General features: G+C 72.4%; 13 protein-coding genes. 9 read left to right on the top strand and 4 right to left on the bottom strand.

Translation table 11 applies throughout. The features are described from left to right. Positions 1-58 precede the first annotated feature (58 nt). Together obgE and proB are read left to right on the top strand one after the other, a co-directional pair. Positions 59-1,624: a GTPase ObgE gene (obgE, locus tag IRX98_RS10360; RefSeq protein WP_224276457.1), complete on the top strand. Its 1,566-nt coding sequence runs from the start codon at positions 59-61 to the stop codon at positions 1,622-1,624. Then, a complete protein-coding gene (gene proB / locus IRX98_RS10365) occupies positions 1,614-2,738 on the top strand; it encodes a glutamate 5-kinase (protein ID WP_224276458.1) in 1,125 nt (374 codons plus the stop codon). Before obgE ends, proB begins: the two co-directional genes overlap by 11 nt. A 22-nt stretch (positions 2,739-2,760) precedes the next feature. Here the strand turns inward: proB and IRX98_RS10370 are convergent, their stop codons facing one another. Then, positions 2,761-2,955 carry a hypothetical protein gene (locus IRX98_RS10370; protein ID WP_224276459.1) on the bottom strand — a complete coding sequence of 65 codons (195 nt, stop codon included), beginning with the start codon at positions 2,953-2,955 and terminating at the stop codon, positions 2,761-2,763. A 402-nt stretch (positions 2,956-3,357) separates the two neighbouring features. On the opposite strand from IRX98_RS10370, the gene IRX98_RS10375 reads away from it, so the two are divergent. Both IRX98_RS10375 and IRX98_RS10380 read left to right on the top strand, forming a co-directional pair. Further along, the gene (locus tag IRX98_RS10375) at positions 3,358-4,779 is read left to right on the top strand and encodes an HNH endonuclease signature motif containing protein (RefSeq protein ID WP_224276460.1); all 1,422 of its coding nucleotides are present in this window, start codon (positions 3,358-3,360) and stop codon (positions 4,777-4,779) included. Beyond that, a complete protein-coding gene (locus tag IRX98_RS10380; RefSeq protein ID WP_224276461.1) occupies positions 4,724-5,554 on the top strand; it encodes a methyltransferase domain-containing protein in 831 nt (276 codons plus the stop codon). The genes IRX98_RS10375 and IRX98_RS10380 overlap by 56 nt, the downstream gene beginning before the upstream one ends. A 19-nt stretch (positions 5,555-5,573) precedes the next feature. Here the strand turns inward: IRX98_RS10380 and IRX98_RS10385 are convergent, their stop codons facing one another. Together IRX98_RS10385 and IRX98_RS10390 are read right to left on the bottom strand one after the other, a co-directional pair. Next, positions 5,574-5,897, bottom strand: coding sequence for a MazG nucleotide pyrophosphohydrolase domain-containing protein (locus tag IRX98_RS10385; RefSeq protein WP_224276463.1), 324 nt, complete (start codon positions 5,895-5,897; stop codon positions 5,574-5,576). A 14-nt stretch (positions 5,898-5,911) separates the two neighbouring features. Next, the gene (locus tag IRX98_RS10390; RefSeq protein ID WP_224276465.1) at positions 5,912-6,388 is read right to left on the bottom strand and encodes an HIT family protein; all 477 of its coding nucleotides are present in this window, start codon (positions 6,386-6,388) and stop codon (positions 5,912-5,914) included. A gap of 40 nt (positions 6,389-6,428) precedes the next feature. Here IRX98_RS10390 and IRX98_RS10395 point away from each other — a divergent pair, with 40 nt between their 5' ends. Further along, positions 6,429-7,088: a nucleotidyltransferase domain-containing protein gene (locus tag IRX98_RS10395; RefSeq protein WP_224276467.1), complete on the top strand. Its 660-nt coding sequence runs from the start codon at positions 6,429-6,431 to the stop codon at positions 7,086-7,088. Positions 7,089-7,094: 6 nt separating this feature from the next. On the opposite strand, the gene IRX98_RS10400 is transcribed toward IRX98_RS10395, so the two are convergent. Continuing rightward, positions 7,095-8,342, bottom strand: coding sequence for a hypothetical protein (locus tag IRX98_RS10400; RefSeq protein WP_224276468.1), 1,248 nt, complete (start codon positions 8,340-8,342; stop codon positions 7,095-7,097). 73 nt (positions 8,343-8,415) lie between these two features. On the opposite strand from IRX98_RS10400, the gene IRX98_RS10405 reads away from it, so the two are divergent. From IRX98_RS10405 to IRX98_RS10420, 4 genes are read left to right on the top strand one after another with little or no spacing between them, the layout of a single operon-like run. Further along, positions 8,416-9,597 (top strand): cysteine desulfurase family protein, encoded by a 1,182-nt coding sequence (locus tag IRX98_RS10405; protein WP_224276469.1) that lies wholly within the window; start codon positions 8,416-8,418, stop codon positions 9,595-9,597. Positions 9,598-9,607: 10 nt separating this feature from the next. Next, positions 9,608-10,711, top strand: a complete 1,104-nt coding sequence (gene mnmA / locus IRX98_RS10410; RefSeq protein ID WP_224276470.1) for a tRNA 2-thiouridine(34) synthase MnmA — start codon at positions 9,608-9,610, stop codon at positions 10,709-10,711. Next, positions 10,708-11,661 carry a serine hydrolase domain-containing protein gene (locus tag IRX98_RS10415; protein ID WP_224276471.1) on the top strand — a complete coding sequence of 318 codons (954 nt, stop codon included), beginning with the start codon at positions 10,708-10,710 and terminating at the stop codon, positions 11,659-11,661. Before mnmA ends, IRX98_RS10415 begins: the two co-directional genes overlap by 4 nt. Beyond that, on the top strand, positions 11,658-12,647 hold the full coding sequence (locus IRX98_RS10420) for a uroporphyrinogen decarboxylase/cobalamine-independent methonine synthase family protein (protein ID WP_224276472.1): 990 nt from the start codon (positions 11,658-11,660) through the stop codon (positions 12,645-12,647). Before IRX98_RS10415 ends, IRX98_RS10420 begins: the two co-directional genes overlap by 4 nt. The last annotated feature ends 22 nt before the right edge of the window (positions 12,648-12,669 follow it).

Below are 12,669 nucleotides of genomic sequence, written 5' to 3' on the forward strand. Positions count from 1 at the left end.
AGGGCGTCCCGATTCCGGGGCGCCCTTCGTGCTTTCACCCACCGATGCAAGGAATCTGATGGCCATCCCCACGTTCGTCGACCAGGTCACGCTGCACCTCGCGGCCGGACGAGGTGGCAACGGCGTGGCCTCCGTCAAGCGCGAGAAGTTCAAGCCGCTCGGCGGTCCCGACGGCGGCAACGGCGGCCAGGGCGGATCGATCATCCTGCAGGTGGACACCAGCGTCACCACGCTCGTCGACTACCACCACAGCCCCAAGCGTCGGGCCGACAACGGCGGCCAGGGAGCCGGTGACCACAAGAACGGCGGCAACGGCAAGGACCTCGTGCTCGTCGTCCCCGACGGCACCCTGGTCAAGGACGCCGACGGCAACGAGCTCGCCGACCTCGTCGGCCACGGCACGACGATGGTCGTCGCCCAGGGCGGCCGCGGTGGCCTCGGCAACGCGGCGCTGGCCTCCTCCAAGCGCAAGGCCCCCGGCTTCGCGCTGCTGGGCGAGCCCGGCGACGAGCTCGTCGTACGCCTCGAGCTGAAGGTCGTCGCCGACATCGGCCTCGTGGGGTTCCCGAGCGCCGGCAAGTCCTCGCTCATCGCCGCGATCTCGCGGGCCCGGCCCAAGATCGCCGACTACCCCTTCACCACCCTGATCCCCAACCTCGGCGTGGTCACCGCGGGCGAGACCACCTTCGTGGTCGCCGACGTCCCCGGCCTGATCGAGGGTGCCGCGGAGGGCCGTGGCCTGGGCCACGACTTCCTGCGCCACATCGAGCGCTGCGCGGCCCTGGTCCACGTCGTCGACACCGCGTCCATCGAGCCCGGCCGCAACCCGCTCGACGACCTGGAGGTCATCGAGGGCGAGCTGGCCCGCTACGGCGGTCTCGAGGACCGCCCGCGCCTGGTCGCGCTCAACAAGGTCGACGTGCCGGACGGCCAGGACATCGCCGACATGGTGGTCGAGGAGCTGCGCGGCCGCGGGATGCGTGTCTTCGAGGTCAGTGCCGCGTCCGGTGCCGGCCTGCGCGAGCTGACCTTCGCGATGGCCGAGATCGTCGTCGCGTCGCGCGAGGTCGCGCCCGACGCCGCGCCCGAGCGGATCGTGCTGCGGCCGAAGGCCGTCGATGCCAGTGACGACTTCGAGGTCGTCCGGACCGACGACGGGTGGCGCGTGCGCGGCACCAAGCCCGAGCGCTGGGTGCGCCAGACCGACTTCAGCAACGAGGAGGCGGTGGGCTTCCTCGCCGACCGTCTCAACCGGCTCGGCGTGGAGATCAAGCTCGCGCGCATGGGTGCCGAGGAGGGCGACGCCGTCATCATCGGCCCGGAGAACAACTCCGTGGTCTTCGACTTCAAGCCCAGCATCGAGGCGGGCGCCGAGATGCTCGGTCGCCGTGGCGAGGACGAGCGGCTCCGGGAGAACCGCCCGGCTCGTGAGCGCCGCCGCGACATCGCCGAGGCGATGGAGACGAAGAGCGAGGAGGAGGCGCGCGCCGACGTCGCCCGCCGCCTCGACGAGGAGCGCAAGAAGAAGGGCCCCAACCGCAGCAGCGGCAGCTCGGGAGTCGGTCCCATGTCCTACGAGATCGGCAGCAAGGACGACCCCGACTGGGACGGCAGTGACGACTGACCGCTCGACCCTGGTCCGCGCCGCCCGGCGCATCGTGGTCAAGGTCGGGTCGTCGTCATTGACCACGGCCGCGGGCGGGATCGACCCCGCTCGCGTACGCCGTCTCGTGGAGGTCCTCGCGACGGCGCGAGGCACCGGCGCCGAGGTGGTCCTCGTGTCGTCGGGCGCCATCGCGGCAGGCCTCGCGCCGCTCGGTTTCAGTGCCCGCCCGCGCGCCCTGGCGGCGCAGCAGGCGGCGGCGTCGGTGGGGCAGGGCCTGCTGGCCCACCGCTACCAGGAGGAGTTCGCCCGGCACGGCATCGTGACCGGACAGGTGCTGCTCACCGTTGACGACGTGGTGCGCCGTGCCCACTACCGCAACGCCCACCAGACCCTCGCCAAGCTGCTCGAGCTCGGGGTGGTACCGATCGTCAACGAGAACGACACCGTCGCCACGTCCGAGATCCGCTTCGGCGACAACGACCGGCTGGCCGCGCTGGTGGCGCACCTGGTGCACGCCGACCTGCTCGTCCTGCTCTCCGACGTGGACGGGCTCTACGACGGTCCGCCGAGCCGTCCCGGATCGACGCTGCTGCCCGTGGTGCGCTCCGAGGACGACCTCGCGTCGGTGACCATCGGCGCGGCCGGTTCGTCCGGCGTCGGCACCGGGGGCATGACCACCAAGGTCGAGGCTGCGCGGATCGCGACCGGCGCCGGCATCCCGGTCGTGCTGACCTCTGCCGAGCAGGGTGCTGCGGCGCTCGCGGGTGCCGAGGTCGGCACCCTCTTCGAGGCCACCGGCAAGCGTCGCCCGGCACGTCAGCTCTGGCTGGCGCACGCCACCACGGGCCTCGGCTCGCTGACCCTCGACGCCGGAGCCGTACGCGCCGTGGTGTCCCGCGGCGCCTCGCTGCTGCCCGCCGGCATCACGTCCGTGGCCGGGAGCTTCGTGGCCGGTGACCCGGTCGACCTGCTCGACCCGGACGGGGGAGTGGTGGCCCGGGGCCTCGTCAACTTCGACGCCGACGAGCTGCCCGCCCTGCTGGGGCGTTCGACCGGTGACCTGAAGGAGTCGCTCGGAGCGGCGTACGAGCGCGAGGTCGTGCACCGCGACGACCTGGTGCTGCTGCGCTAGCAGGCTGCATCACTCACGTTCGTCACCGCGGGTGAGCCGTCCACGTGCCGCTCCCGGGATCGGGCAGGGCGAGGTCGTCGGGCAGGGTGTCCGTGGTGGACGGGTCGAGGCAGTAGTCCGAGTAGACGGCGAAGCCCTCGTGCGGCCGCAGCGCGAGCAGCGTCTGCTTGACCCGGTCGAAGGCCGCGTCGACGCTGCCGTGGGCGACGCTGAACATGTCGCCCACTGCTCCGGCGTCATCACGATGGTCACCGGTCGGCGTCCGCCACCGTCCTTCGGTATCAGCACCCGGATGCGCCCGGGTGCCACCTCGGTCGCGGAGGACCATCCGTCGAGGTCGCGGACGAGACGTCTCCAGTACTTCATGGGGTCCACATGAGAAGCATGACGGATGTGCGGCGGATCCCGATGGGTTCTTGATCGAACATGTGTTCTATGTATGCCTTGGGTGGCGTAGGGTGGGCGTCACGTTCCACAGTCACCGGGTAGTCGTGATGCCGAGCTGGTGGGGCGAGTTGCGAGGGTGAGTAATAGTCCGGTGATCCGGGCCTCCAGGAGCGACGACCGTTGGTTCTCACGCATGTGCGTGAGCCGAGTCGTCGTCGAGAGGAGGCAGTCCGTGAACCACCCGATCTTGGCTGCTGCCTCCGACATCCGGAGTCTGCTGAAGGGCGTGGCGGGTGCAAACCCGACGTTCATGTCCACGACCGACAAGGCAGCAGCACTGCGTGAGCTGGTCGCAGCGGAGGCGCAGCTGGTGGAGCTGCGGTTGCGGGTCCTGGCCGACGCCGGCGACCTGGCCGACGCCACCGGCGCGAAGGACGCCGCGGGGTGGCTCGCGCACCAGACGCGTACGCGGTTCGCTGACGCGCGCGCCGATCTCGCGCTCGCGTGTGCGCTGGATCGCGAGCGGCCGGTGCTCGCGTCGGGGATGCGCCACGGCTCCGTGACGCTGGCTCAGGCGCACGTGATCCGCCGGTCCCTCGATGCACTTCCTGCGGCGGTGGATGCGGACACGGTCGACCGTGCGGAGGTGCACTTGGTCGTGTGTGCGGGTGAGTTCGGGCCGAAGGAGCTGGGTCGGATCGGGCGTCGGGTCCTCGACGTGGTCGCCCCGGAGGTCGCCGAGCAGGCCGAAGCGACCCGGTTGGCCGACCTCGAGACTGCCGCGGCGGAGCGGACGCGGATGACGATGCGTCGCCATGGTGACGGCACCACCCGCATCAGCGCGCTGGTGCCGGATGCGGTCGCGACCCGGCTCGCGACCTACCTCGAAGCGTTCGCCAACCCCCGCGCCCAGCGAGACACGACCCTCAGCAGCGAGATCCAGGACGCCGGGGATCCGTTCATCCGGTTGCCCTACCCGCGCCGCATGGGCGAGGCATTCGCCCGCTTCCTCGAGACCGCCGACCCCACCCGGCTCCCGATCCACGGCGGCGACGCCACCACGGTCATCGTGACCATCCCCCTGGCCTCCCTGCGCGCTGAGCTCGCGACCGCCGACCTCATCGGCGCCGGACTCGTGTCCGGTGATGACCTCACCGGCGACCGCATCACCGCCAGCGAGGCGCGCCGGCTCGCGTGCACCGCGAAGGTCCTGCCCGCGGTCCTCGGCGGCACGGGCCTCCCGGTCGATCTCGGACGTGCGAAGCGGCTGTTCACCCCGACCCAGCGCAAGGCGCTGCTGATCCGCGACCGCACCTGCCGAGCCGAGGGCTGCGACACACCCGGCACGTGGTGCGACGCCCACCACCTCGATCCCTGGCACAACAACGGTCCCACCGACCTCGACAACGGGATCCTGCTCTGCCCGCACCACCACCATCGAGCCCACGACACCGGCTACCGCACCGACCGCCTCCCCAACGGCGACCTCAGGGTTCCACCGACGGACGTAGGAGCCGGCCTTCCTGCGGAGATCTATCGGCTCGTCCGCGGATCAGCGCCGGCCGCAGCTGGCATCCGGCTTGAATTAGTCTCACCTTGTGAGCGAATTCATCTCGAACAGTGGTCACCAAGGTCGATACACGCACGGTCATGAGCAGGCCACGCTCGCATCGCACGGTGCCCGGACTGCCGCAAACTCCGCCGCATATCTTCTCCCGGTCCTCAAGCCGGGAATGGCCTTGCTTGATGTGGGGTGCGGTCCTGGGACGATCACTCTTGACCTCGCCGAGGCCGTGGGTCCGGGGATCGTGATCGGAGTTGAAGATGTCGAGGAGCCGCTGACGGCTGCACGAAACGCAGCGACGCGACGAGGGGACCAACGAACTCGGTTCGAGCTGGGCGACGCAATGGCACTGCCGTTCGAGGACGACTCCTTTGACGTGGTGCACGCCCATCAGGTACTCCAGCACCTGGCTGATCCGGTCGGGGCGCTGAGGGAGATGGTGCGCGTCTGCAGGCCCGGTGGCTGGATTGCGGCCCGCGATGCCGACTACGCCGCCATGACCTGGTTCCCAGAACTGCCCGAGCTCGAGGAGTGGCGCACGATCTACCGAGCCGCAGCTCGGGCGAACGGCGCTGAGCCTGATGCTGCGCGCCGCATGCGCACGTGGGCCATGCGTGCAGAACTGTCGAGTGCTCGCTACACCTCCAGCGTGTGGAACTATGCCGACTCAGAGATGTGCCGCTGGTGGGGCTACAGCCAGGCGGACCGTCTGGTTGGGACAACCTTCGCCCAGCAGGCGGGCGAACAAGGAGCCACGTCGCTCGACCTTCAGCGGATCGCCGACGGATGGCGAACGTGGGGAGACGCTCCCGACGCCTGGTTTGCCATCCTCCATGGCGAGGTTCTCGCGCAGTTGCCCGCCTGAGGGTCGTCGCGCGCTGTAGTCAGTCCGCTGGCGCCGACAGGCTCTCCTCGAGCTCGTCCATCGTCGAGGTGAAGGCACCGGCGAGGTCGACGTCGTACGCGTCGGCGAGCGTCAGCACGCTCCACAGGCAGTCGGCCAGCTCGTGGGCGAGTGCCTCGTCCAGGTCCTCGCGCGGGCGCACGCCGGCCTTGCCCTGCACGAGCTTGGCGAGGTCGCCGACGTCGCCGAGGAAGCCGAGCATGATCTCCTCGGTGGTCCACGAGCGGCCGTAGGTGGCAGCCTCGGCCTCGGCGTAGCGCGAGCGGACGGCGCGGGCGCGGTCCTGCATCTGGTGGAAGTCCATGCCGCGATCCTGCCTCAGGCGAAGGTGCGGGGGAGGCCGAGCGCCCCGGCGAGCCGGTCGGCGTACGGCTCCCGTTCCTGCGCCGTCACCCACCGCGTCGAGCGGTGCTGCTCGTAGAGCCGGTCGTCGCCGTGGCGCGGGAAGACGTGGACGTGCAGGTGCCACACGTCCTGGTTGCCGGCGGGCTCGTTGTGCTGGCGCGTCGAGGTGCCCTCACAGTCGTACGCCGTCCGCATCGCGACCGCGACCCGCTGGGTCAGGTCCCAGACGGCGTGGCCGACGTCGGTGGGGATGGAGTAGAGGTTCTCGTGGTGGCCGCGGGGGATGACCAGCGCGGCGCCGGGGTTGCCCGGCCACCACTTCGGCGAGATCCGCGCGTAGGCGAGGTCGGTGACGGCGACGACGTCCCCGGGCTGGTTGTGCTCGTCGTGGCCGCCCCGCTGGATCCGGCAGAAGGGGCAGTCGTAGTCGTCGGGCTCGTGGGTGCGCACGCAGAGACCCTGCCACGGCGTCGACCGCTAGCGTCGGCGCATGGACGACGCGCGCGAGCCGCTGCAGCGGACAGCGGAGGAGATCGCGGAGGACGAGGAGTTCTTCCGCCGGTACGGCCCGTGGGCGCCGCTCGACCCGGACGGACTCGTGGACTTCATGGCCGGCTTCGACCGTCCGTGGTGGATCGTCGGCGGCTGGTCGATCGAGGCCTTCACCGGTGTCCGGCGCGAGCACGAGGACGTCGACCTGTCCCTGCTGGCCTGCCACCTGGGGGCGTTCCGCGAGCACGTCGGCGACCGGTGGCACCTCTGGAGCAACCACGGTGGCACGCTGCGTCCCTTCGACGACCGCCACCCCGAGGTGCTCGACGTACGCAGTCAGGTGTGGGTGCGGCGCAGTGCGCTCGACCCGTGGGTCATCGACCTGGTCATCACGCCCGACCGGGACGGGCTGTGGACCAGCAAGCGCGACCCCGACCACGTGGCGCCCCTCGACGACGTGACGTGGGTCGACGACGGGGGAGTGCGCTGGCTGAGGCCGGAGATCGCTCTGCTCTACAAAGCCGCGCTGCACCGACCGAAGGACGACCGCGACCTGGCAGTGACCTGGCCGCTGCTCGCGGCGGCCGAGCGGGAGTGGCTGCGTGAGGCCGTCGCACGGCTCTACCCCGGGCACCTGTGGCTGGAACGGATCGGGTGAGCCGGCTCAGGCGGACCGGGCCCAGGCCAGGGCCTGGGTGCTGAGCTCACCGGTCGAGAGGCCGAGCTCGCGCCGCACGACGTCCTCGGACTCCGCCCACGGGGAGAACCGCGCGGTGCGGAAGGTGCGGACGAGGTCCCACAGCACCGCCTCGCCGCGGGTGGTGGCGAGGTAGTCGCACACGAGCGAGGCCAGTGCGTAGTTCACGAGCGGGTCGCGGGTGTAGAACCGTTGGCTCGCCTCGAGCGTGCGACCGACGACGCCGCCGAGCTCGAGGGCCGCGATGCGGCGCCGGTCGTCGACCGGGAACGTCGAGCGGGCGACGTACTGCGCGACCCCCTCCACCAGCCAGAGGGGGGACCGGTCGTCGGTGGTGCCGAGGGCCACGTGGACCAGCTCGTGCCGGAAGACCTCGCCACGCGAGATGACGTCGCCGACCACGGTCGGGTTGACGGCGAAGCGGTAGGCCACGACCGGTCCGCGCTCGTCGGCCATCACCGGGAACGCCACGGCGGCGGTGTCGTCGACCGTCATCGCGCTCATCCGGTCGATCGCGGTCACGTCGGAGATGCCGTAGGCCACGAACTTCCCCGACCACTGCGGCAGGTGGCGGCGCACGACCCGGGTCGCCTCGGCGAGGTCGCTCATCACGTAGGTGCCGTGCTCCGCGGTGTCCTCGTCGAACACCGCGAGGATGCCACCGGAGCGGCGTACGTCGATGTGGGCGAGGTCCCACGGCGCCGGCGTCCAGCCGGTCTGCGCGTCGATCTGGGTGTTGCGGTCGTCGACGAGGAGCGCCTCGTCACCGCTGCGGACGAAGGTCCACACCATCCGCTGGGTCACCGGCCGCCGGTCGAAGCCGCGCAGCCGCATCGTGAAGTCGACCGGGAGCTGGAGGTCGCCCTCACCGGAGACCCGCGTCATCACGTCCTCGTCGCCGAGCTCGTAGGACACGTCGGTCACCGGCAGCTGCGCCAGGTTGTCGAACCAGCGCGCCTGCGTGGCGGAGAAGCCGAGCTCGTCGGGGTCGACGGTCGCCAGGAACGCCTCCCGGTCACCGGCGACGAGCGCGCGCTCGCGGGCCTCGACGACCTCGAGCGCGGCGTCGCGCAAGGATTGGTCCATCCCGGCCGGTGCCCCGCTGCTGTCCGGCAGGTCGCGGGGCGAGGGACCGTCGTCGGCGGGTGCCTGCGCCTGGCAGGCCAGCAGCGGCACCAGCAGGAGGCTGCTCAGCCAGGCCCGGGACATGCGCACGCCGCGAGCCTAGGCGCAGGCGGGGACATGCGGGGCGGGTTCGCGCAGGGAGGCCCCGTAGGCTTGGCAGGTCATGACCCAGCCGCTCGTCTACCTCGACCACGCCGCGACCACGCCCATGCTGCCGGCCGCGATCGAGGCCATGACCCGGCACCTGACCGGCGTGGGCAACGCGAGCTCGCTGCACGCGTCGGGGCGCGGGGCGCGACGGATCGTGGAGGAGTCGCGCGAGACGATCGCGGGCGTCGTCGGCGCGCGGCCGGGCGACGTGGTCTTCACCTCCGGCGGCACCGAGTCCGACAACCTCGCGCTGAAGGGCATCTTCTGGGCCCGGCGCGAGCAGGACCCGCGCCGCACGCGCATCCTGTCCACCGCGATCGAGCACCACGCCGTGCTCGACCCGCTGGACTGGCTGGCGACCTACGACAACGCCGACGTCGAGCTGCTGCCCGTCTCGTCCGAGGGGATCCTCGACGTCGAGGCGCTCCGCGCCTCGATCGCAGGCGACCCCGAGTCGGTTGCCCTCGTCTCGGTGATGTGGGCCAACAACGAGGTGGGCTCGCTCCAGCCGATCGACGAGGTGGTCGCGATCGCGGCCGAGCACCAGGTCCCCGTGCACACCGACGCCGTGCAGGCGCTCGGGCAGGTGCCGGTCGACTTCGCCGCCTCGGGCGTCGACGCGCTGACCTTCACCGGCCACAAGGTCGGCGGTCCCTACGGCGTGGGCGCGCTCGTCGTACGCCGCGACCTGGCCGTCAGCGCGCTCGTGCACGGAGGCGGGCAGGAGCGCGACATCCGGAGCGGCACCCTCGACGTCCCTGCGATCGCGGGCCTCGCGGCCGCGGTGGAGGAGTCGGTGAAGCACCAGCACGACCATGCCGCCCGCGTCTCCGCGCTGCGCGACAACCTGCTGCGCCGGGTGGTCGAGGTCGTCCCCGACGCCCACCTGCACGGCGCTCCGACGGGCCCGCTCCGCCTGCCCGGCAACGCCCACGTCGGCTTCCCCGGCTGCGAGGGCGACTCGCTGCTGATGCTGCTCGATGCGCGCGGCATCGAGTGCTCCACGGGGTCGGCCTGCTCGGCTGGAGTCCCACAGCCCTCCCACGTCCTGCTCGCGATGGGGTGCGACGACGACCAGGCCCGCCACTCGCTGCGCTTCTCCCTCGGCCACAGCACCACCCCCGCCGACATCGACCGCCTCGTCGAGGCGATCGGCCCCGTGGTGGAGCGCGCGCGGGCCGCCCGGGCCCGATGAGGGGGCTCCGATGAGGGTCGTCGCCGCCATGTCCGGCGGGGTGGACTCCGCCGTCGCCGCGGCGCGTGCCGTCGAGGCCGGCCACGACGTCACCGGCGTGCACCTGGCGCTGAGCCGCAACCCCGCGTCGTACCGCTCCGGCGCGCGCGGCTGCTGCACGATCGAGGACAGCAACGACGCCCGGCGCGCGGCCGACGTCATCGGCATCCCGTTCTACGTCTGGGACCTGTCCGAGCGCTTCCACGAGGACGTCGTGGAGGACTTCATGGACGAGTACGCCGCCGGGCGCACGCCCAACCCCTGCCTGCGGTGCAACGAGAAGATCAAGTTCGCCGCGGTGCTGGACCGGGCCCTGGCGCTGGGCTTCGACGCGGTGGCGACCGGCCACTACGCGCAGCTGCGCACCGGCGCCGACGGCCTCGTCGAGATGCACCGGGCCACCGACCACGGCAAGGACCAGTCCTACGTCCTCGGCGTGCTCGACCAGCAGCAGCTGCGGCACTCGCTGTTCCCGTTGGGCGACACCGCCAAGCCCCTCGTGCGCGAGGAGGCCGCCCGGCGCGGGCTGCTCGTGGCCGACAAGCCCGACTCCCACGACATCTGCTTCGTCGCCGACGGCGACAACGCCGGCTGGTTGCGCGAGAAGCTCGGCGACCGGGCTCCCAACCACGGCGGCGACATCGTCGACGCCACCACCGGCGAGACCGTGGGCACCCACACCGGCACCTACGGCTTCACCATCGGCCAGCGCCGCGGCCTGCGCCTCGGCACCCCGGCCCCCGACGGCAAGCCCCGCTTCGTGCTCGACATCGAGCCCGTCAGCGGCACCGTGACCGTCGGTCCGCGCGATCAGCTCGCCGTCGACCGCGTCGAGGGCATCCGGCCGCGCTGGTGCGGGACGGTACCCGAGCGGGTCGAGGGCACCGTGCAGCTGCGCGCCCACGGCGCCGAGCACCGCGCGGTGGTCGTCGTCGAGGGTGACCACGTCGTCGTCGACCTCCTCGACCCCGCCGAGGGCATCGCCCCCGGGCAGGCCGTGGTGATCTACGACGGCACCCGGGTCGTCGGCTCGGCCACCATCGCCGCCACCCGCCCCGTGGGGGCCCGCGCGTGAGCGCCCTGGGGGAGAGGGCCGGTGAGCTGCTCGGACCGAAGCACACGACGTACGTCGTCGCGCGGGTCACGCCTGCCGGCGCCGAGGTCGACGCGGTGGGCGCGGGCGTGCACGACGACGTCGAGCTCGGGTCGGTCTCCAAGGGCGTCACCGGATTCCTGTGGCGCGACGCCGTCGCCCGCGGGACGCTCGGCGAGGAGGCGCGCCTGGGCGAGCACCTCGCCGTCCCGCCGGCGCTGGCGGACATCCGGCTGTCCTCTCTGGCCACGCACACCTCCGGGCTGCCCCGCCTGGCGGGCGGCTCCGAGATGCTCCGGCGCACCTGGGACCTCTGGCGCGCCGGGCGCAACCCCTACCGCGAGGACCTGACCGGCCTGCTGGCGCAGCTCGACGGCGTGAAGCTCGGCAAGCCCAGGCCGGCCTACTCCAACCTCGGGTTCGAGCTGCTCGGGCACGCGGTCGCGTCCGCCACCGCGACGCCCTACCCCGACCTCGTCGCCCAGCGGATCGCCGAGCCGCTCGGCCTGGTCGACACCTACGTCCCGACCTCCGCCGACCGGCTGCGCCCGGGCGCGGTCACGCCGCGCAACCGCGGTGGCCGCGTGGTCGAGCCGTGGGCCAACGAGTCGATCGCCCCGGCCGGCGGCGTACGCGCGTCGGCCACGGACCTGGCGATGCTGCTGCGCGCGATGCTCGACCGCGAGGTCGCTGGCGCCGAGGCCCTCGAGCCGGTGGCGCCGTTCGTGGGCAAGCAGCGGATCGGGGCGGGCTGGCTCACCGGGCCGATGCTGCGCCGCACCGTCACCTGGCACAACGGCGGGACGGGTGGCTTCCGCTCCTTCGTCGGGATCGACCGCGACCACGGCGTCGGCGTCGCGCTGGTCAGCGCCTCGACCCGGTCCGTCGACGGCGCCGGGGCGCGGCTGCTGGCCGAGGCAGGTGACGCATGAGCACCGCGACCGGCGTCGGGTCCATGCCCGGCACGTCCGACGACGACTTCGCCGAGACGACGCGGCTCGTTCTCGGCGAGCTGCCCGGCCTCCCGCACGTGCCGGAGCTGCCGGGCCGTGGGGTGGGCGCCCAGATGACCGGTCGCAGCCTCGCCGTGGTGGCGGGCCTGGCTGCCGACCTCCAGCCCGCCGGCTGGCGGCTGACCGACGCCAGCGGTGCCGACCACCGCCGCGCGCGCTCGCTGCTCGCCCAGGACCTCGACACCGTCGAGGAGCTCGCGCAGGACTACGTCGGTGCCTTCAAGACGCAGGTGGCCGGGCCGTGGACGCTCGCGGCCACCGTCGAGAAGCCGCGCGGCGACAAGGTCCTGAGCGACCACGGCGCTCGCCGCGAGCTCGCCCAGGCGCTGGCCGAGGGCATCGGCGAGCACCTCGCCGACCTGCGCCGGCGCCTGCGCGGCGTCGATCGCTGGGTGGTGCAGGTCGACGAGCCCGCCCTCGCTGCAGTCGTCCACGCCCAGGTCCCGACCGCCAGCGGGTTCGGTCGTCACCGCAAGGTCGACCTCCCCGAGACGTCGGCCCACCTGGAGTGGGTCGTCTCGGCGATCATCGCCGCCGGTGCCGAGGCCTGGGTGCACTCCTGCGCGCCGCAGGTGCCGTGGTCCCTGGTCGCCGGCACCGGGGTGAGCGGGCTGTCGGCCGACCTCGACATGCTCGGGGCGGTGGACCTCGACACCTTTGCGAAGGTGCTCGAGTCCGGCGGGACGGCCGTCCTCGGCGTGGTGCCGTCGGCCGACCCCGGGGCGACGCCGTCCGACGCCCGGATCACCGGGCGGGTCCAGCGCTGGCTCGACATGCTGGGCCTGGACCCGGAGGTGGTGGGGGAGCAGATCGTGGTCAGCCCCACCTGCGGGCTCGCGGGGGCGACACCGACCTGGGCGGCTCAGGCCGTACGCCTCTCCGCGACGGTCGCGCGCAACCTCTGACCGGTCGAGGAGCCTGACGGAA

Origin of the sequence: Nocardioides lacusdianchii (assembly GCF_020102855.1) — a bacterium.
GTDB lineage: Bacteria > Actinomycetota > Actinomycetes > Propionibacteriales > Nocardioidaceae > Nocardioides > Nocardioides lacusdianchii.

Coding starts and splice junctions, on each gene's coding strand:
- obgE (WP_224276457.1), top strand. CDS start 59: ATGGCCATCCCCACGTTCGTCGACCAGGTCACGCTGCACCTCGCGGCC.
- IRX98_RS10370 (WP_224276459.1), bottom strand. CDS start 2,955: ATGTTCAGCGTCGCCCACGGCAGCGTCGACGCGGCCTTCGACCGGGTC.
- IRX98_RS10385 (WP_224276463.1), bottom strand. CDS start 5,897: ATGGACTTCCACCAGATGCAGGACCGCGCCCGCGCCGTCCGCTCGCGC.
- IRX98_RS10395 (WP_224276467.1), top strand. CDS start 6,429: ATGGACGACGCGCGCGAGCCGCTGCAGCGGACAGCGGAGGAGATCGCG.
- IRX98_RS10405 (WP_224276469.1), top strand. CDS start 8,416: ATGACCCAGCCGCTCGTCTACCTCGACCACGCCGCGACCACGCCCATG.
- mnmA (WP_224276470.1), top strand. CDS start 9,608: ATGAGGGTCGTCGCCGCCATGTCCGGCGGGGTGGACTCCGCCGTCGCC.
- IRX98_RS10420 (WP_224276472.1), top strand. CDS start 11,658: ATGAGCACCGCGACCGGCGTCGGGTCCATGCCCGGCACGTCCGACGAC.